Origin of the sequence: Kaustia mangrovi, assembly GCF_015482775.1 — a bacterium.
GTDB lineage: Bacteria > Pseudomonadota > Alphaproteobacteria > Rhizobiales > Im1 > Kaustia > Kaustia mangrovi.
Genome location: NZ_CP058214.1, coordinates 930004 through 949324, shown reverse-complemented (window position 1 = coordinate 949324; position 19321 = coordinate 930004). Strand labels below are relative to the sequence as shown.

The 19321-nt window shown below is 66.9% G+C and carries 14 protein-coding genes; 3 read left to right on the top strand and 11 right to left on the bottom strand.

Going from position 1 to position 19321, the window contains the following annotated elements:
- Positions 1–56: 56 nt before the first annotated feature.
- The 4 genes from scpA to HW532_RS04480 all read right to left on the bottom strand — a co-directional run bounded on the left by scpA (position 57) and on the right by HW532_RS04480 (position 5253).
- Complete coding sequence (gene scpA, locus HW532_RS04495) at positions 57–2222, bottom strand: methylmalonyl-CoA mutase (protein ID WP_213163257.1); 2166 nt, start codon at positions 2220–2222, stop codon at positions 57–59.
- Positions 2223–2260: 38 nt separating this feature from the next.
- On the bottom strand, positions 2261–4231 hold the full coding sequence (locus tag HW532_RS04490) for a methylmalonyl-CoA mutase family protein (RefSeq protein WP_213163256.1): 1971 nt from the start codon (positions 4229–4231) through the stop codon (positions 2261–2263).
- Positions 4232–4354: 123 nt separating this feature from the next.
- On the bottom strand, positions 4355–4753 hold the full coding sequence (locus HW532_RS04485; protein ID WP_343068650.1) for a DUF4332 domain-containing protein: 399 nt from the start codon (positions 4751–4753) through the stop codon (positions 4355–4357).
- Between the two features lie 116 nt (positions 4754–4869).
- Positions 4870–5253 carry a DUF2267 domain-containing protein gene (locus HW532_RS04480; RefSeq protein WP_213163255.1) on the bottom strand — a complete coding sequence of 128 codons (384 nt, stop codon included), beginning with the start codon at positions 5251–5253 and terminating at the stop codon, positions 4870–4872.
- A 184-nt stretch (positions 5254–5437) separates the two neighbouring features.
- Here HW532_RS04480 and HW532_RS04475 point away from each other — a divergent pair, with 184 nt between their 5' ends.
- Positions 5438–6925, top strand: coding sequence for a helicase HerA-like C-terminal domain-containing protein (locus tag HW532_RS04475; protein WP_213163254.1), 1488 nt, complete (start codon positions 5438–5440; stop codon positions 6923–6925).
- 25 nt (positions 6926–6950) lie between these two features.
- Entirely contained in the window at positions 6951–7463 is a 513-nt protein-coding gene (locus HW532_RS04470; RefSeq protein ID WP_213163253.1) for a DUF3291 domain-containing protein, read from the top strand.
- A 3-nt stretch (positions 7464–7466) separates the two neighbouring features.
- Here HW532_RS04470 and HW532_RS04465 read toward each other — a convergent pair whose 3' ends face one another.
- From HW532_RS04465 to HW532_RS04435, 7 genes are all read right to left on the bottom strand, one after another.
- Entirely contained in the window at positions 7467–9233 is a 1767-nt protein-coding gene (locus HW532_RS04465) for a TRAP transporter permease (protein WP_213164420.1), read from the bottom strand.
- A 159-nt stretch (positions 9234–9392) separates the two neighbouring features.
- Entirely contained in the window at positions 9393–10370 is a 978-nt protein-coding gene (locus HW532_RS04460) for a TAXI family TRAP transporter solute-binding subunit (protein WP_213163252.1), read from the bottom strand.
- A gap of 101 nt (positions 10371–10471) precedes the next feature.
- On the bottom strand, positions 10472–12664 hold the full coding sequence (locus HW532_RS04455) for a xanthine dehydrogenase family protein molybdopterin-binding subunit (RefSeq protein ID WP_246479551.1): 2193 nt from the start codon (positions 12662–12664) through the stop codon (positions 10472–10474).
- On the bottom strand, positions 12661–13125 hold the full coding sequence (locus tag HW532_RS04450) for a (2Fe-2S)-binding protein (protein ID WP_213163251.1): 465 nt from the start codon (positions 13123–13125) through the stop codon (positions 12661–12663). Before HW532_RS04450 ends, HW532_RS04455 begins: the two co-directional genes overlap by 4 nt.
- A gap of 187 nt (positions 13126–13312) precedes the next feature.
- Entirely contained in the window at positions 13313–14449 is a 1137-nt protein-coding gene (ribB, locus tag HW532_RS04445) for a 3,4-dihydroxy-2-butanone-4-phosphate synthase (protein WP_213163250.1), read from the bottom strand.
- A gap of 93 nt (positions 14450–14542) precedes the next feature.
- Positions 14543–15139: a superoxide dismutase gene (locus HW532_RS04440; protein WP_213163249.1), complete on the bottom strand. Its 597-nt coding sequence runs from the start codon at positions 15137–15139 to the stop codon at positions 14543–14545.
- Between the two features lie 222 nt (positions 15140–15361).
- Entirely contained in the window at positions 15362–16585 is a 1224-nt protein-coding gene (locus HW532_RS04435) for an acyl-CoA dehydrogenase (protein ID WP_213163248.1), read from the bottom strand.
- A 173-nt stretch (positions 16586–16758) separates the two neighbouring features.
- Here HW532_RS04435 and HW532_RS04430 point away from each other — a divergent pair, with 173 nt between their 5' ends.
- Positions 16759–19242, top strand: coding sequence for a hypothetical protein (locus tag HW532_RS04430; protein ID WP_246479550.1), 2484 nt, complete (start codon positions 16759–16761; stop codon positions 19240–19242).
- Positions 19243–19321: the final 79 nt, after the last annotated feature.

The following is a 19321-nucleotide window of genomic DNA, read 5'->3' as shown; positions in this document are numbered from 1 at the left end:
CTTGTCCCAGCAGACCCGCCCCGTATGGCCGTCTTGTGACCGTCTGCCGGCGGCGTCTATTCCGCAGCCTGATGATAGCCGAGCCGCGAGGACAGCGACTCGATCAGGCCGACGGCGGCATCGGCGATCACCGTGCCCGGAGGGAAGATGGCCGCGGCGCCCGCCTGTTTCAGCGTCTCGAAATCCTGCGGCGGGACGACGCCGCCCACGACGATCATGATGTCGTCGCGCCCCTCGCGCTCCAGCGCGGCGCGAAGCTCCGGCACGAGCGTGAGATGGCCGCCGGCGAGCGAGGAGATGCCGACAATGTGGACGTCGTTCTCCACCGCCTGGCGCGCGACCTCCTCCGGCGTCGCGAAGAGCGGGCCGATATCGACGTCGAAGCCCAGATCGGCGAAGGCCGACGCGATCACCTTCTGGCCGCGGTCATGGCCGTCCTGGCCCACCTTGGCGACCAGGATGCGCGGGCGGCGCCCGTCGGCCTCCGCAAAGGCGTCGACCCGGGCGCGGGCCTTGTCGACGGCGTCGGACATGGTCTGTGCCTCCTTGCGGTAGACGCCCTGGACGGCGCGGATCTCGGCGACGTGGCGTCCGAAGACCTTTTCCATCGCGTCCGATATCTCGCCAACCGTCGCCTTGGCGCGTGCCGCGTCGACGGCGGCGGCAAGGAGATTGCCTTCGCCGGTCTCCGCGACCGCCGTCAGGGCGGCGAGCCTCGCACGCGTCTCATCCTCGTCGCGCTCGGCGCGCAGGCGCTGGAGCTTCTCGATCTGGCGGGTGCGCACCGCGGAATTGTCGACCTTGAGGATCTCGATCTCGGCATCCTCGGCGACGCGATAGCGGTTCACGCCGACAACGGTCTGCCGGCCGGAATCGATGCGCGCCTGCGTGCGTGCCGCGGCCTCCTCGATACGCATCTTCGGCACGCCCGCCTCGATGGCCCTGGCCATGCCGCCGAGCTCTTCGACCTCCTCGATATGGGCCCAGGCGCGCTCGGCGAGATCGTTGGTCAGCCGCTCCACATAATAGCTGCCGCCCCACGGGTCGATGACGCGGCAGGTGCCGGTCTCCTGCTGGATGAAGAGCTGGGTGTTGCGCGCGATCCGCGCGGAGAAATCGGTGGGAAGGGCCAGCGCCTCGTCGAGCGCGTTGGTGTGGAGCGACTGGGTGTGGCCGTGGGTCGCCGCAAGCGCCTCGATGCAGGTGCGCGTCACATTGTTGAAGACGTCCTGGGCGGTGAGCGACCAGCCCGACGTCTGGCAATGGGTGCGCAGCGAGAGCGAGCGCTCGTTGGCCGGCTCGAAGCGCTTCATGAGCTTCGCCCAGATCAGGCGCGCGGCCCGCATCTTGGCGACCTCCATGAAGAAGTTCATGCCGATGGCCCAGAAGAAGGAGAGGCGCGGGGCGAAGCGGTCGACATCGAGGCCCGCATCGCGCCCTGCGCGCACATAGTCGAGGCCGTCGGCGAGCGTGTAGGCAAGCTCCAGATCCGCCGTCGCGCCGGCCTCCTGCATGTGGTAGCCGGAAATCGAGATGGAGTTGAACTTCGGCATGTTCTCCGACGTGTAGGCGAAGATGTCGGAGATGATCCGCATGGAGGGCTCGGGCGGATAGATATAGGTGTTGCGGACCATGAACTCCTTGAGGATGTCGTTCTGGATGGTCCCGGCGAGCTTCTCCGGCGGAACGCCCTGTTCCTCCGCCGCCACGATATAGAGCGCCATGACGGGCAGCACCGCGCCGTTCATGGTCATCGACACGCTCATCCTGTCGAGCGGGATGCCGTCGAACAGCGTGCGCATGTCGAGAATGGAGTCGATCGCCACGCCCGCCATGCCGACATCGCCGCCGACGCGGGGATGGTCGGAATCGTAGCCGCGATGGGTGGCGAGGTCGAAGGCGATGGACAGGCCCTTCTGGCCGGCCGCGAGGTTGCGCCGGTAGAAGGCGTTGGAATCCTCCGCCGTGGAGAAGCCGGCATACTGGCGGATGGTCCAGGGCCTGGTCAGATACATGGTCGGGTAGGGGCCGCGCAGGAACGGCGCGATGCCGGGCCATGTGTCGAGGAAGTCGAGCCCCTCCACATCGTCCGCGCCATAGGCCGGCCTGACGGCGATCTCCTCCGGGGTCTGCCAGTCCTTGGCCTCATGCGGGGGCGCGGCCGTCCCGCCGGCGCTGCCGGCGGCCAGGGCGACTGTCGTGAAATCCGGTATCCGTGTCATGGCGACCCCAAGTCTAGCACAGCCGACGGGCCATGGCGTCAAGCGCCGGTCAGCGCGAGCGCCTCGTGGGCGTCGCGCAGGACGGCAAGCACATCGCAGCCTTCATGGACGAACCCGTCCACGCCGGCCTCCTCAAGCGCGGCCGCCGCGTCGCCGGGACGGCCCGCCAGATAGACGCGCTTCGCACCGGCGGCCTTGAGGGCCCGGGCCGTCTCGGCGGCCATATCGGCATAGATCGCATCGGTCGAGCAGATCGCGGCGATCTCCGCGCCGCTGGCGCGAAAGGCCTCGGCTGCCGATTGCGCGTCGGCGAAGCCGTCATTGGCGGGGGCGGAGAGGCCGCCGGCCCCGAACAGGTTGCGCGACCATGTAGCCCGCACGTTGAAATCGGCGAGCCGGCCGAGATTGGCGAGAAAGACGGATGGCTGGACGCCGGTTTCCGCCCGCCGGGCCTCGGCGGCGTCGCGCAGGGCCTCGAAATCCTCCGCGAGGCGCCAGGCGGGCAGGGGCTCGCATCGGGCGGCCTCGCCGCCAGTGGCAAGCGCGACGGCCTTGCCGGCCCGGGCGCCGGCGCACAGATCCGCGAAGGACGATGCCTCGGCCACGTCGCCACTCTCGGGAGCCTGCGGGGATGCCGCCTCGCGGACCGGGGCGGGCTCTCCGTCGAGCTTCGGGAAGGTCGACACGCCGGTGATGGCCGCCTTGCGGCGGGCGAGATCGCCCTGGCGCATGGCGCGGGTTTCCGCGATCTGCTCCTGGATGCGTCCCGACAGGAGCGCCCTGGCCATGCCGCCCTCGGCCTCGATGTCCTGGAACAGCGCCCAGGCCTTTTCCGCGAGCGCGTCGGTGAGATGTTCCACATACCAGGAGCCGCCGGCCGGGTCGACCACGCGGCCGAGGCCGGATTCCTCGCGCAGGATGAGCTGGATGTTGCGCGCGATGCGTCGGGCGAAGCCGTCGGGCAGGCCGATGGCGCCCGTATAGGGGGCGACCGTGATCGCATCCGCTCCGCCGATCCCGGCGGCGAAGGCCGCCGCTGTGGTGCGCAGCATGTTCACCCAGGGATCGTAGCGCGTGAGCATGCGGCTCGCGGTCTCCGCCGCGACGGTCGCCGGCGCCGCGGCGATGCCCGAGGCCTCCAGGATGCGCGCCCACAGGCGGCGCATGGCGCGCAGCTTGGCGCAGGTCAGGAAGATGTCGGCATCCACCACCGTCACCAGGCGGACCCGCCGGGCCACCGCGTCGAGGTCGAGGCCCGCGGCATCGGCGGCGCGCAAATAGGCGACGCCCGTCGCAAGGGCGGCGGCGAGTTCCTGCGCCTCCGACGCGCCCGCGCCGTGATAGGGGCGCGTGTCCACGGTGGCGACCGAGACGGGAGCGCCTTCGTCGATCATGGCGCCGAGGGCCTCGCGGAGAAGGCCGAGATGGCGGTCGAGCCCGCCGGGAAGTGTGCCCGTCGCCGCCAGTGTTCCGAGCGGGTCCAGGCCCAGGCTGCCGGCCCGGTCGGCCGGTGCGACGGCGCGCTCCTCCCACAAGGCGGCAAGGAGGGCCGCGGCCTCGCCGGCCCTTGCTCCCGCGTCGAGGTGAACCGGTATGCGCGCGAGATCCACGCCGTCGAGGGCGCGGGCGAGGTCGGCGCGGGTGGAAACCTGCAGGCCGGGGGCGCCGGCCGTTTCGGCCACCCTGAGCACCAGGGCGGTGACGCCGTTGGCGAGTTCGTCGCGGATGGCCCGGTTGGCCTCGGCCGGATCGGGATGGGCCTGCGCCTGGGCGACCGCCCAGGGCAGCGGCTCCTGCGGTGCGGGGTGGACCCCGCGCGTATAGGGGGCAAGGCCCGGCCATTCCGGCGCGACGGGGCTCGTCTCGCGGCTGTAGAGCGGGGCGATGGCGAGACCGTCATAGGTCCGCGATGTCAGCGTCTTGTCGAAATCGGCGCCTTTGAGCGTCTCCTCGACGCGCTTCAGCCAGTCCTCATAGGTGGCATGGGGGAAATCGCCGGCCAGTTCCAACGCGTCTACCTCGTTCTCGCATCTGTGGCGCAGGGGAGCGGTCCGGGCGGATGCTCCGGCTGTCTTTTCCGCTTATACCCGAATGGCGGTTCGTGCAGAAGGGTTGCGGCGCGCGTCAATGCGTCATGACGGGGGGAAGCGTCTTGGCCTGCTCGATCCAGCTTGCGACCCGCTTTTCCCCGGGGGCTGGCGCACCAGCCGGCGCTCGATATTGGCCTCTGCCATGGCCAGGGCCAGATTGAGCGCGTTGCGGTGCCTGAGCTCCTTCACCGTATCGACGCCGGCTGCCTCCAGGAGCTCCGAATACTCCTCGCCGATCCCGTGGATGCGCATGAGATCGGCCATGTTGGTCCATTTCTGGATGACGGTTTCCGACAGGCCCGTCTCTTCCGACAGCGCGCGCCGGCCTTTCCGGTCCGCACAGCGCTCCAGAAGGCCGTTGGTCGTGTGGATGCCCAGACCCTTGAGCAACCGGGCATAGCTCGGCCCGATCCCCTCGATCCGGGCGATTGAGTAACTCATCGTGCGGTTCCCCCCTTAACGCTTTCCCCTTCCCCTCAACGCCGGAAAAGCGCCAAAGCCGGACAACTAAACCGGAGCTTGAGCGGAAACTCAAGCCCTTCCGCCCGTCCGGGCCTTCACACATAGTCCGACAGGCCGGGAATCGAGCCGGCGATGTCCTTCACCAGCCGCTCGTCGCCGCGCTCCCTGGCATAGGCGAGCACCTCCTTGCCGAGGGTCTTGCTCTGCTCGGTGTCGAGGCCGGCCTGCTGGAGCTTGGCGAGCGCCATCATGGGCCCGGACCCGATGGCGCCGGCCAGAGCGCCGAACAGGCCGCCGGCCGGCTTGTCGCCATGGGACCGGGCGAGGTCGTCGGCCCCGGGCAGCATGGCGAAGAGCTCGTCCACCTTCGCGCGGTCGCCGTTCTGGCGCACAAGCGAGAGGACGATGCCGACCGCCTTCTGCGCGGTGGCGCCGTCAATGCCGAGTTTCGTGGCGACCCGGTCGATGAGGTCCTGCATTCATTGCTCCTTCAGTCTGTCCTTCAAGTCTGTCCTGCTCGAGAGCCCCGCCGGACCGGCGTCCGCGCGGGGCTTGGCGATTTGCGCGGGCCGGGGTTTTATAGCAGATTGCGTGGCCGGACATTGCCCTCCCGGCCGAGCGCCCCGGCATCCCCCGACGAGGCCTTTCTGGAGACATATCGCGATGACAGGCGAGGATACAGTTTTCATTGGCAAGAGCGTGAAGCCGGAGGAGCTCTACCTCAAGCTCGCCAACCGGCACGGGCTGGTCACGGGCGCGACGGGAACGGGCAAGACGGTCACGCTGCAGATCCTCGCGGAAGGCTTCTCCGCCGCGGGCGTTCCTGTCTTCGCGGCCGATGTGAAGGGCGACCTTTCCGGCATCGCGATGACGGGCGAGCCGAAGGATTTCCTCGTCAAGCGCGCAGAACAGGTGGGGCTCGACGATTACGGCTTCGACGCCTTTCCCGTCATCTTCTGGGACCTGTTCGGCAAGCAGGGTCACCCGATCCGCGCCACGGTCTCGGAGATGGGGCCGCTGCTCCTGTCGCGGCTGATGAACCTGACCGACGCGCAGGAAGGCGCGCTCAACATCGCCTTCCGCATCGCCGACGAGGAGGGGCTCGCCCTGCTCGACATGAAGGACCTGCGCGCGCTGCTCGCCCATGTCGCCGACCGCGCCAAGGAGCTGACGACGGAATACGGCAATGTCAGCTCCGCCAGCATCGGCGCCATCCAGCGCCGCCTCCTGGTGATCGAGCAGCAGGGCGGGGAGGCTTTCTTCGGCGAGCCGGCGCTAGACATCAAGGATCTGATGCGCACGACGCAGGACGGGCGCGGCTATATCAGCGTGCTGGCCGCCGACGAGCTCATGCAGTCGCCGGCGCTCTACGCGACCTTCCTGCTGTGGCTCCTGTCGGAGCTCTTCGAGGAGCTGCCGGAGGTCGGCGATCCGGACAAGCCGAAGCTGGTCTTCTTCTTCGACGAGGCCCATCTCCTGTTCGACGACGCGCCCAAGGCCCTGGTCGACAAGGTGGAACAGGTCGTCCGGCTCATCCGCTCCAAGGGCGTCGGCGTCTATTTCGTCACCCAGAACCCGCTCGACGTGCCCGACGCCGTGCTCTCCCAGCTCGGCAACCGGGTGCAGCACGCGCTGCGCGCCTTCACGCCGCGCGACCAGAAGGCGGTGCGGGCGGCGGCGCAGACCTTCCGCCAGAACCCGGATCTCGACACGGAGACGGCGATCACCGAGCTGGGCGTCGGCGAGGCGCTCGTCTCGGTGCTGGAGAACAAGGGCGTGCCGACCATGGTCCAGCGCACGCTCATCCGCCCGCCATCCTCGCGGATCGGCCCGGTGACGCCCGACGAGCGCCGGACGGTCGTCGCGAACAGTCCGGTCTTCGGCCTCTATGACGAGCCGATCGACAAGGAGTCCGCCTACGAGATTTTGGGGCAACGGGCGCAGGAGAAGGCGGAGGCCGCCGCCAAGGCCGCCGAGGCGAAGGCGGCGGAGGCCAGTGCGGCGCCGAGCTCCCCAAGCCGGTCCTCCGGCCGGCAGCGCGAGACGGCGACGGAGAGGCTGGTGAAGAACCTCGCCTCCACCGTCGGCCGGCAGATCGGGCAGGCGCTCGTGCGCGGGGTTCTGGGCAGCCTGAAGCGCACTTTCAGATAGGAACGGAATGGCACGGAGAGGGGATATGGAACCCGCAAAGGACTGGCATATCGCGCAGATGAATGTGGCGACCGCACTCTATCCGCTGGACGATCCCGGCATGGCGGGGTTCGTCTCGCGGCTCGACGAGGTCAATGCCCTGGCGGAGGCGAGCGCCGGCTTCGTCTGGCGCCTCCAGACGGAGGAGGGCAACGCCACCGATATCCAGGTGGGCGACGATCCGCGCTTCATCGTGAACATGTCGGTGTGGGAAAGCACCGCCGCGCTGTTCGATTTCGTCTACCGGTCGGACCATCGCGCGGTGATGGTGCGCCGGCGCGAATGGTTCGAGCGGCCCGTGAAGGTCTATCAGGTGCTCTGGTGGGTGCCGGCCGGCCATCGCCCGACGGTGGAGGAGGGGCTTGCCCGGCTGGAGCATCTCAATGCCCACGGGCCGACGGCGACCGCCTTCACCTTCAAGTCGTCCTTCCCGCCGCCGGACCGTGCGGGAACGCCGAGCGACATGGCGCCCGAGCCCTATTGCGTCGGCTGGAGCTGACACCTAACCGGCAAGATAGGGGCTGAGCGGCACGAAGAGGATGGCGAGGCCCGCCGCCGTGGCGGCGGCCCGCTCGATCCAGGGACGGTCGGCCGCGATGACGCCGCGCGAGACGAGCCACAGGGCCAGCGCGGTCTTGGCGGCGGCGGCGAATGCGGCAGCCGGCATGGCGGCCGGCGCGATCAGCGCCGGCTCGACGACCAGCGCGAGCGGCACGAGATAGAGACCGAGGCCGAGCCGCATGGCGTGGCCGGCCACGCTCATCCACGGCGCGCCCGTCATGCCGGCGGCGATGAAGACCGTGCCGCAGACCGGCGGCGTGATGGTCGACAGCAGCGCATACCAGAACACGAAGAGATGGGCGAGGAGCGGCGGCAGGCCGAGCTCCTGGAGCGCCGGGCCGGCGACCGACACGCAGATCACATAGGCCGCCGTCGTCGGCACCTCCATGCCCAGAACGAGGCAGGCGAGCGCGGTCAGCAGCAGCGCTGCCCACAGCTCGCCGCCCGACAGGGAGATGATCAGCGACGTGATCTTGATGCCGAGGCCGGTGAGGTTGAGCACGCCGATCACCAGGCTGGCGCACAGGATGATGGAGGCGATCACGGCGATCTGCCCGGCCGCGGTGACGACGGCCTCGTGCAGCCGGGACGCCCAGCGCCTCAGCGACGGCCTGTAGCGGGCGTCCGTCACCAGCAGCGCGCCGGAGGCGAAGATGGCGATGGCCGCGGCGAACTGCGCGGTGCGCCCCATGGCGAACAGCACGAACAGCAGGAGCCCGAAGGGCACGAGGAAGAAGGGCGCAAGGCGCAGGACGCGCCGAACCGCCGGAATGTCGTCGCGCGACATGGCCTTGAGCCCGTAGCGCGCGGCGAAGCGGTCCACCGCGATCCACACCGCGAAGAAGAACAGCAGGGCGGGCAGAATGGCGGCGGTGACGATATCCGCATAGGGCCGGCCCAAGAGCTCCGCCATCACGAAGGCGCCGGCGCCCATGAGCGGCGGCATGATCTGGCCGCCCGTCGACGCCGTCGCCTCGACGGCGGCGGCAAAGCTCGCCGGATAGCCGAGCCGGCGCATTGCGGGCAGCGTGACCGCGCCCGTGGAGGCGACATTGGCGGAGGCCGAGCCCGAGATCGAGCCGAAGAAGGCGGAGGCGAGGATGGAGACCTTGGCCGCGCCCGCCTTGAGCCGCCCGGCAAGGCGTTGGGCGAGCGTCATGAAAGCCTCGCCCCCCTCGCCGGCGCTCATGACAGCGCCGAGGATGACGAAGACGGCCACGACATTCACCGACACCCCGGCGAGCGGCCCCCACAGGCCGCCCTCTGCGATGGTGAGCGTGCCGAGGAAGCTGTCCACGGGCATGCCGGGATGGCCGAGCTCGCCCGGCAGATACTGGCCGAGGAGCCCGTAGGCGAGGGCGGCGACGGCGACCGCGGGCAGGGCGAGCTTGATGGCGCGCCGGGCCATCTCCAGCACGGTCACGATCAGCCCGATGGCCACCGCGCGCTGCCACCAGCCCTCCAGCGCGCCATACTGGTCGACAAGCATGTCCCGGTTGAGCGCGATCCACAGGCAGCCGACGAGGCCGATGGCGAAGAAGGCATAGCCGCTGAGGCGCGGCATGGCCCGCTGTTCGCCGGCGAACAGGAACACGAAGGGCAGCGCGAAGGCGAGGTGGACGGGCCGGCTGATCAGGTTGGGCATGAGCCCGGTAAAGACGAGCCAGAGGTGATAGGCGACGGACGCGGCCGCGACGGCGGCGACGATCGCGGTCGCTGGCGTGAGGCGCGGGCCTGTGTTCTGCGAAGGGGCATGGGCGGGGAGGGGCTGTGCTGACGGGAAGGGGGGATGCGGCCGGCGCCGGCGCGAGCGGCATTCGCCCCCGCCCGGCCCTCCCCGTCAAGGGGAGGGGGCGGTTCGGCCCGATTACTTCGGGCCGTCCGGCACGGCGATGCCGGCTTCCTTGTAGTAGCGCGCCGCGCCGGGATGGATCGGGGCGGCGAGCGTTTCGAGCCCCTTCGCCGTCACGCCCGCCCACCAGGGATGGGCCTTCTCCATCTTCGCCTTGCTCTCCCAGAAGGTCTTGGTGAGCGTGTAGGCGGTCTCCTCGTCCATGGCGGCGGTGGTGTAGGCGCCGACGGGAAGGGTCGTCGTGGTCACGGGCTCGTCGACGCCGGGATAGGTGCCGGCGGGGATCACGAGGCGGTCGCGTCCGGTCTCCTTCACCTGTTCGTCGGTCAGGCCGATAAGGGTCACCGGCACGCTGGCGGCCGCCTCCAGAACGTTCGGCGCGGGATAGGAGCCGGCGGTGGCGAAGCCGTCGATCTGGTGGTTCTGCAGGGCGGGCACCGCAGCGTTCAGCTCCACGTCGACAAGATCCACCGCCTCGGCGATGCCGAACAGCTTCAGGTATTTCTCCGCCTCGCGGGCGCCGAAGCTGCCCTTGCCGATCAGGAACTTGTGGCCGGCGAGCCCGTCGAACCCGGTGATGCCGGTATCGGCGCGCACCACGAAATGCATGGTGAGATAGGGGATGGGAAAGAGCGAGCGCAGGCCCTCATAGGCCGCCTTGTCGTCGCCCTCGAACATCTTCTTGCCGGCCGTGGCGAGCTTGATGAGGCCGGGCGGCGTGGTGAAGACGTAGTTGCCGCCGCGCCGCGCGGCCTCCTTCACGTTCTGGACCGAGCCCTGGCTCTCCTCCACGGTCAGGATGATACCGCCATCGGTGCCGGCCTTCATGGCCTCGGCGAGCTGGACGGCCATCTGGTAGTAGGACGAGGTGGACTTGGCCGACTTGTAGGTGACCCGCGTTTCCGCCGTTGCGGGCGCGAGCGCGCTGAGTGCCGCCACGATCGTGGCGGCTGCGGCGATGACGGGCGTGCGCAGCAGGCTGTGGCCGAACATCGGTTCCTCCTGGTTCTTGACGGGCTTTGTGCGCCCCGGTGTTCCCCGGGCGCACAAAGCCCCAGGAGGGCGCGCGCGTCAAGCGTCGGGTGAGGCGGGACCTATCGCTTCGTCGGCAGGAAGGGCAGCATGCGGATGCGGCGGCCGGTGGCCGAGGAGATCGCGTTGGCGACGGCCGGCGCGATCGGCGGCACGCCGCATATGCCGGCGCCCGTCGGCGGTTCGGCGGAGGCGACGATATGGACCTCGACCTCCGGCATGTCGCTCATGCGCAGCGGCTGGTAGCTGTCGAAATCGGTTTCCGCCACCCGGCCCTCGTCGAGCGTGATGGCGTTGCGCAGGGCGGCGCCGAGCCCGAATCCCACGGCGCTTTCCATCTGGGCGCGAACCTGGTCCGGATTGATGGCGAGCCCGCAATCGAGCGCGCAGACGACGCGCTCGACCTTGAGCCGGCCGGTCCGGTCAAGCGCGATCTCGGCGATCTGGGCGACGGAGGTGCCGAACGAGCTGTGCGCGGCAACGCCCCGGTAGCGCCCGTCGGCAAGCGGCGTACCCCAGCCGGCCTTCTCCGCGGCCAGGCTCAGGACCGCCTTGAGGCGCGGGGCCGTTGCGAGCAGGCCGAGGCGATACTCAACGGGGTCCTTGCCGGCGGTCGCGGCCAGCTCGTCGATGAAGGTCTCCACGACATAGGCGGCATGGGAGTGCGCCATGGAGCGCCAGCGCATGACGGGCACGCCGGTGTCCACCGTGTGCAGCTCGACCTGGAGGTTGGGAATGGCATAGGGAATGTGCTCCACGCCGCCGGCCGGCGACCGGTCGATGCCGTCCCTGGAGACTGCAGCCTCCAGACCGGTCCCGGTGAAGATCGACTGGCTGACGATGCGGTGATACCAGGCGGTCGGCATGCCATTCTTGTCGAGCGCCGCCCGGACATGGTGCAGCGCCATCGGACGGTAATATCCGCCGGCAATGTCGTCGCCGCGCGTCCAGACGGTCTTGATGCGCCGGCCCTGCCCGTGGGCCCTGGCGATATGGGCGGCCTCCGTCAGATAGTGGGAGTCGAAGCAGCCACGCCTGCCGAAGGAGCCGCCGGCATCCAATGTCTCTATGGAAACCTGTTCGGGGGCGAGCTGGAGGACGGTCGCGACATTCGTGCGGTCGAGCGAGGGCGTCTGCGAGGCAGCCCAGACCTCGGCACGGTCGCCCGTGAACCGGATGACGGAGGACAGGGGCTCCATGGGGGCATGGGCCAGATAGGGAAACCGGAAATTGGCCTCCAGCGCCGTCGGAGCGCCCTTGAGGGCGGTCGACACGCTGCCCTCGGTGCGCACCGGCTTGCCGGGGGTCGCTGCGCGGTCGTGATAGTCCGCCCACAGATCGCGCGTGCTGCGCGTTTCCGCGCCGCTCTCGTCCCAGGTGATGGAGAGTTTCGAGCGGGCCTTGAGTGCGGGCCATGTGGAGCGCGCCAGAACGGCGATCCCGCCCGGGATCTGCACGACATCCTCCACGCCCTCCACCTTGCGGGCCTGCCCGTCGTCGAACGCGGCGACGGCCGCGCCGAAGCGGGGCGGGCGGGCGACGACGGCGACCAGCATGTCGTCCTCCATGATGTCGGAGGCGAACAGCGCATTGCCGTTGATCTTGGCGGGTGTATCGAGCCGGGCGTGTCTGGCGCCGATGAGGGAGAACTCCGTATCCGGCTTGACGGTCACGGAGTCGGGAACCGCCACAGACCCGGCCCGGTCGGCGAACGCGCCGAAGCTCGCCGAGGTCTGGCCGGGATGGGACAGGAGACCGTCCTTCGCCGAGATTTCCGCGGCCGGCACGGACCATGCCTCAGCCGCCGCGGCTATCAGTGCCGCGCGCGCGAGCGCGCCGGCCTCGCGATACTGCATGAAGGCATTGGCCATGGAGGTGGACTCCGCGGTCGCCTGCATGCCGTGCAGCATCGGATTGGCGTAGAGCGAGACGTCGACGGGGGCGAACTCGGTGCGCATCTGCGCCCACGAGGCGTCGAGCTCCTCGGCGACGAGCATGGCAAGACCGGTCGCCACGCCCTGTCCCATTTCGAGATGCTTGACGATCACGGTCACCGTGTCGTCGGTCCCGATCCTGACGAAGGGATCGAAGCGGTCGCTTGCAGCGGGCTCCTGGCCGCGGACCCCGCTGGCCGGGACCGCCATGCCGATGACGAGACCCGCACCGGCGGCACCGGCGCTGGCGAGGAAGCCGCGGCGGGTGAGGCGGGGCGGAATTCCGGCGGGGGATGCTGCGAGGGTGCGCTCGGCGGTCACGGTTCACCCCCGGGCCGGCTTGTCCTGTAGATGGCCGCGCGGATGCGGCGATAGGCGGCGCAGCGGCACACGACCGCGTCCATCACCCGGTCGATCTGGGCGTCGTCCGGGGCGGGGCTGGCTGCGAGAAGCGCGGCGGCGGCCATGATCTGGCCGGTCTGGCAATAGCCGCATTGCGAGACCTCGAGCTCGCGCCAGGCCGCGCGCAGCGTCTCCGCGAGCGGGCCGTGGAGCCCCTCTATGGTGGTGACGGAGCGGCCGGCGGCCTCCGCCAGCGTCATGGCGCAGGAGGGGCGGGTCTCGCCATCGACATGCACCATGCAGATGCCGCACAGGCCGCTGTCGCAGCCGTATTTCGTGCCGGTCAGGGCCAGCTCGTCGCGCAGCACCCACAGCAACGGTGTGTCGCCGGCGGCGCGAACGGTGTGGCTTTCGCCGTTCACGATCAAGGTGAATGCCATGGCCGGGCTCCGGATCGTGTCCCGCTATTATTATCGAACAAGATGTATTCTCTATATAAAAAGCCGGCGAAAGCCGCGGCAATTTCGCCGCATTCGCCGATATGGCAGCGCTTTTCTACCATAGGTAGAGAATTGTCAATACATGCCCGTATCGCGTACGGGGCGCGGGCGGCGCCGCCGGGGCGGCTCAGCCATTGTCCTCGCGGTCGATGAGGACGGTCTCCGCGATCTCGATACCGAAGCCGGTCAGGCCGACATAGCGGCGCGTCGAGGTGGCCAGAAGCCGGATCGAGGAGACGCCGAGATCGCGCAGGATCTGTGCGCCGAGCCCGATATCCTTCCAGGCCTGGTCGCGCGCCCGCTTGCTCGCGGTCTCCTCGTCGACGTCGGCGTCTGCGGTGCCGCCGGAGAAGCTGGCCGCGGGCACGCCGGCCGCGCCCTCGCGCAGATAGACGAGCACGCCGCGGCCTTCCGCCTTGAACCGGTCGTAGACGGCATTGAGCGTCTCGCGGCCGCCGAACACGTCGTCGACGACGTCCTCGCGGTGGAGCCGGGTGACGACGGCACGCCCGTCGCCGACGGGTCCGAAGACCACGGCGATGTGCTGCACGGTATCGAAGGGGGTGGCGTAGGCGATGGCGCGGGCGGGGCCGACGGGCGTGTCGACCGCGAATTCCGCGGTGCGCTCCACGAGGCGCTCGCGCGCCTGGCGGTAGGCGATGAGGTCGGCCACGGAAATGATCTTCAGCCCGTGCTCGCGGGCGAAGGCCACCACGTCCGGCCCGCGCTTGACGGTGCCGTCGTCATTGACCAGCTCGCCGATGACGCCGACGGGCGGCAGGTCGGCCAGCTTGGCGAGATCCACGGCGGCTTCGGTGTGGCCGGAGCGCATGAGCACGCCGCCGCGCTTGGCGATCAGCGGGAAGACATGGCCGGGGCGCACGAAATCGTCCGCGCCGGCATTGCCGTTGGCGAGCGCGCGCACGGTGTTGCAGCGCTCCTCCGCGGAGATGCCGGTGGTCAGCCCGTGCCTGTAGTCGACCGACACGGTGAAGGCGGTGCCGAGCGGGGCGTCGTTGGCCGCGACCATCGGGTCGAGCTTGAGCCGGCGCGCCTCCGCGGCGGTGAGCGGCGCGCAGATGATGCCGCTCGTATGGCGGATCATGAAGGCGGTCTGCTCCGGCGTCGCGCGCGCGGCGGCCATGATGAGGTCGCCCTCGTTCTCCCGGTCCGCATCGTCGACCACCACGACCATCTCGCCCTCGCGGATGGCGGCGACGGCATCGTCGACTGGGTCGAGGGCGGTGAGGTCGGGCGTGGTCATGGGGCGTCCGTGATCGGTAGAGATGAAGACAAAGCGGGGCGCGACCATATGCGCGCCCCGCCTAATTAGAGAATCAACCCGGTGCGGGCAAGCTCAGCTCGCCGCGTCATAAAGCTCCGCGACATACTCCCAGTTCACCAGGTTCTCCACGAACGCCTTCAGATAGTCCGGCCGGCGGTTGCGGTAGTCGATATAGTAGGAATGCTCCCACACGTCGCAGCCGAGCAGCGGCGTCGCGTCGTTGACGAGCGGGTTCTCGCCATTCGGGGTCTTCATGACCTCCAGCTTGCCGTTCTTCAGCGCAAGCCAGCACCAGCCGGAGCCGAACTGGCCGACGCCGGCCTGGATGAAGGCCTCCTTGAACGCGTCGACGGAGCCCAGATCCTCCTTGATCTTGGCCTCCAGCGCGCCGGGGATGGCGCCGCCGCCATTCGGCTTCATCCACTTCCAGAAATGGAGGTGGTTGAAGTGCTGGCCAGCATTGTTGAACAGGCCCTGATTGGAGCCGTAGGCCCCCTTCACGACCTCTTCCAGCGACTTGCCCTCCAGCCCTGAGCCCTGGAGCAGCTTGTTGCCGTTGTCGACATAGGCCTTGTGGTGCTTGTCGTGATGGTATTCGAGCGTCTCAGCCGACATGTAGGGCTGAAGCGCGTCGTGAGGATAGGGCAGATCGGGAAGTTCGAAAGCCACTGGAACGCCTCCTTCGTGAGTCTCCGGACAATCGTGGTGGGTGACGGTTTTGCGGGGGGCCCGGCGCCGGCTCGGGCCGTCCCCCTTGGAAAGGCTTTGTCCCGCGCGAGACAGTAGACCCCTGCCGGCTGGCGCGCAAGCAAGCGTCCACGGCCTCGCCGTCAATAACGGCCGCGCCCGCGGAAAGGTTCCAGGGCGGGCGCGGGCGTCCGGGACAGGCGGTCAGCAGAAGGCCTGGAGGCCGGTCTGCGCGCGCCCCAGGATCAGGGCGTGGACGTCGTGGGTGCCCTCATAGGTGTTGACGGTCTCCAGGTTCACCATGTGGCGGATCACATGGTACTCGTCGGAGATGCCGTTGCCGCCGTGCATGTCGCGCGCCATGCGGGCGACGTCGAGCGCCTTGCCGCAATTGTTGCGCTTCATGAGCGAGATGGATGGCGGGGCGGCCTTGCCGGCCTCCAGCATCCGCCCGAGCGCCAGCGCGCCCTGCAGGCCCAGCGCGATCTCGGTCTGCATGTCGGCGAGCTTCTTCTGGATGAGCTGGTTGGCGGCGAGCGGCCGGTCGAACTGCTTGCGCTCCAGCGTGTAGTCGCGCGCGGCGTGCCAGCAGAACTCCGCCGCCCCCATCGCGCCCCAGGCGATGCCGTAGCGCGCCTTGTTGAGGCAGCCGAAGGGGCCGCCGAGGCCGCGCGCATTGGGCAGGATGGCGGTCTCGGGCACCTTCACGTCGTCGAGCACGATCTCGCCGGTGATCGAGGCGCGAAGCGACACCTTGCCCTCGATGGCGGGGGTGGAGAAGCCGTCCGCGCCGCGCTCCACGACGAAGCCGTGAATGCCCTCGTCCTCCAGCTTCGCCCAGACGACGGCGATGTCGGAGATCGGCGAATTGGTGATCCAGGTCTTCGCGCCGTTCAGCACGAAGCCGCCGGGCACGCGCTTCGCCCGCGTCTTCATGCCGCCGGGGTCGGAGCCGTGGTCGGGCTCGGTCAGCCCGAAGCAGCCGACCATCTCGCCGGTGGCGAGCTTGGGCAGATAGGCCTTCCTCTGCTCCTCCAAGCCATAGGCGTAGATCGGGTGCATGACGAGGCTGTTCTGGACGCTCATGGCCGAGCGGTAGCCGGAATCGACGCGCTCGATCTCGCGCGCGGCAAGGCCATAGGCCACGTAGTCGAGCCCCGCGCCGCCATATTCCTCCGGCACCATGATGCCGAGGAGACCCAGCTCGCCGAGCTCGCTCATGATCTCCCGGTCGAAGCGCTCCTCGCGGAAGCCGGAGAGCACGCGCGGCATGAGCTTGTCGTCGCAATAGGCGCGCACGCTGTCGCGGATCATCCGCTCCTCTTCGGTGAGCTGGCCCTCCAGATCGAGGGGATCCTCCCAGTTGAACTCCTTGGGCAGCGTCTCGACGGCCTTGGGACTGTCCGTCTGGGAAAGAGCCTGGGTCATGATGGTTCAGAGCCTCCGAATGCTTTAGGAATTATTGTGGGTCGCGGCGCGCGTCAGGGCAAGGGATAGCGTGCGCGGCAGAAGGTGGCAAGAGCGGGCCCATGCCGCTCCCGACAAGGTCGCCGAGACGGGCTGCCTGGTGGCCGAACGGGTACTAGCATGAGAAAGCGCTATTGTCGCTGATTGACGCAGTATCAAGTAGAAGCGACATTAAGGGGCTTGGGGCACAAAAAAAGTTCGGGGAACGCATGTCACACATGAGCGTAACTGTTCGACTCAGGCCGATACGCTTTGCGTTTCTTGTTCGGCCCACAGATACAGCCGCTCTTCTGGAAATCTTTCGGATCAACACGTGCTTATGGGGTGGAAAATTTAATCCTATTATTCCGATTATGAAGAAAATCCCTCCGTGGTGGGATCGCCATGAACATGTGACTGAAACTGCAGTCCAGGTAGTCAATGGCTATCTTGATTTCTTTGAGCCAGATTTTCTCGTAGAGGCCTCGATGGGCCTGGCCGCCGGTTTGGGATTTGAGAATGATCGTGTGCTTCAGCTATCTGATATCCTGACGCGTGACGGAGATCGCGACCAGCGCGGCAGTGGCCTCAGTGTAATGGACCTCTATCGCGATCTCTACCGCAGTGAGTTCCAGTTCACACGGCGGCATGAGCATGGAATTGTGCATGTAGCTGCGCGGGAGAAGAAATTTCATGCCTTCAGTGCCTGTTTGGCAGGCGACTTCCCGAAAACCGATGGCCTCGCCTACTTTGAGAACGCTTTCATCGATACTTTCGATCCCGAGACCGTCGTACTGGATGGAGACGCTCTCGCCGAATTCTTCCGATCAGGCAGAAGATCAGCACTTCGTATGGGACATTCGAAGCTCAACGTCGGCTATCACGATCTCAGCGATCCGGCGCTGTTCGTGCTGGATCCGACAAAGTCTCAGGACCTAATTGACTACTGGAATCTTCGCGCCACTCGTCGCGATGTTCTGCCAGTTCCTGTCCAATGGGCAGGAGAGTTATCGGCTTTCGCAAAAGAATTCATAAAGCTGAATTATCGACCCCTACCCGACAACCCCAACGGGGTAATGATCCAGCCACACGTGATGTTCGCACGCTCCATTCCAACTGAGAATTTGGATCGCATCTATCGTGCCCATTTCAGAGTCGAGATCGAGGGGGCAATTGTTCGTCAGGATTGTTACCCACCGCTTTGGCGATCTTCACCGAGTTTCACTGTGCGCGAAATGCGACCGACTCTGTCGGCCGACAGCAAAACCTTTGATGCACCAATCGATCCCGAGAAACCTGAGCTGCGGTTCGAAGGGCTGCACCCGGAGTTTGCCTCGGAGTACGGAAATGATCACCGGTGGGCCAATGTCGTCAATTTGCGAGATTGGGGACTTAATGGTCAAGTCGCCACTGTCTATCCAACTAACCATCGGCATGGCCTATTCTCTCGTCTGAATATCGACTTGGAATATCTGCTGTCAACGACCGAAGGCTTGGTGGTATTTCATAAGTACCGAGGTGTTTCGCAGTTCTGGCAATTTTCGGATGATGCAACAACTATACGGAAGTGGCTGGAAACAAAAAATGTGAGATCTTCACAGTCTGATTCCGGGCGTGCAACGCAGCAAATTGTGAAAACGCTCAGCGGTTTCTGGGGTGTCAGGAGCATAGCTCACCCCGAAATAGTTCAGCTTCTCGATAAAATATCACGAAAGCCAGGTTCAAGAAGCATACAGCACCAAGAATTTCGAAATCGCATCCACAACATCACTAAAGGCGACATTTGGCGTCGCAAAAATTTCGAGACTCTCGTGCAGCGCAACGCGGTTGAACTCGGGCTCGAAATCAAATGTGAAAAATGTTCCAGCTGGAGCTGGCACCAGCTGAAGGATCTTGGCCACACTGTAAATTGCGGTCTATGTCTACAGTCCTTTCCGTTTCCAGTTATTGACCCGTCTTCAAGCCAGCATACCCGTTGGTCCTACCGCCTTGTCGGCCCATTCGCTCTCCCTGACTATGCGGGAGGAGGTTACGCAGCGGCGCTCACGCTTCGCTTCTTTGCCACCGTCATCGGACGAACGCGCGCCCAGATTACTTGGTCGGCTGGACAAGAACTGGAACTTGAACCGACGTGCAAACCCGAAGCTGACGTCATTCTCTGGTATCAGCGCAAGCAAATCCTAGGCAACGATTATCCTACCGAGACGGTATTCGGCGAGGCCAAGAGTTTCAGCCGCGAAGCGTTCACGCGAGATGATGTCGGTAGAATGAAGTGCCTCGCCAAGCGTTTTCCTGGCTCAATTATTGTCTTCGCCACCATGAAAGAGGCGAGCGATCTCTCGCACCGGGAAATTGCGCGACTAAGAAGACTGGCCACTTGGGGGCGAGAATACCTACCGAACCAGCGCGGCACACGAGCACCTGTCATTATGCTCACAGGTACAGAGTTGTTCACTGCTTATTCTCTTAAGTCAGAGTGGGAGGCGAAGGGGGGCAAGCGCGCCAAAATCGCTTCTCACGGCTTGGCAAGAATGGATAATTTGCGACATTTGGCTGATTATACTCAGCAACTCTATCTTGGCTTAGAGTCGTATCACAGCTGGCTCATAAAGAAGCGGCAAAGGCGGCGTGCGCGGTGATTCTGTGATTGCCAGCACCAACTTAGTCGCTCTACTTGTGCCGCCCGACTTCACTTTGTAGGGATGACGACTGAGGGGG

Bases quoted from the DNA above. Each gene is read 5' to 3' on its own strand.
- HW532_RS04480 (WP_213163255.1), bottom strand. From the start codon at position 5,253: ATGCAGGACCTCATCGACCGGGTCGCCACGAAACTCGGCATTGACGGC.
- HW532_RS04475 (WP_213163254.1), top strand. From the start codon at position 5,438: ATGACAGGCGAGGATACAGTTTTCATTGGCAAGAGCGTGAAGCCGGAG.
- HW532_RS04485 (WP_343068650.1), bottom strand. From the start codon at position 4,753: ATGAGTTACTCAATCGCCCGGATCGAGGGGATCGGGCCGAGCTATGCC.
- HW532_RS04450 (WP_213163251.1), bottom strand. From the start codon at position 13,125: ATGGCATTCACCTTGATCGTGAACGGCGAAAGCCACACCGTTCGCGCC.
- HW532_RS04470 (WP_213163253.1), top strand. From the start codon at position 6,951: ATGGAACCCGCAAAGGACTGGCATATCGCGCAGATGAATGTGGCGACC.
- HW532_RS04460 (WP_213163252.1), bottom strand. From the start codon at position 10,370: ATGTTCGGCCACAGCCTGCTGCGCACGCCCGTCATCGCCGCAGCCGCC.
- scpA (WP_213163257.1), bottom strand. From the start codon at position 2,222: ATGACACGGATACCGGATTTCACGACAGTCGCCCTGGCCGCCGGCAGC.
- ribB (WP_213163250.1), bottom strand. From the start codon at position 14,449: ATGACCACGCCCGACCTCACCGCCCTCGACCCAGTCGACGATGCCGTC.
- HW532_RS04435 (WP_213163248.1), bottom strand. From the start codon at position 16,585: ATGACCCAGGCTCTTTCCCAGACGGACAGTCCCAAGGCCGTCGAGACG.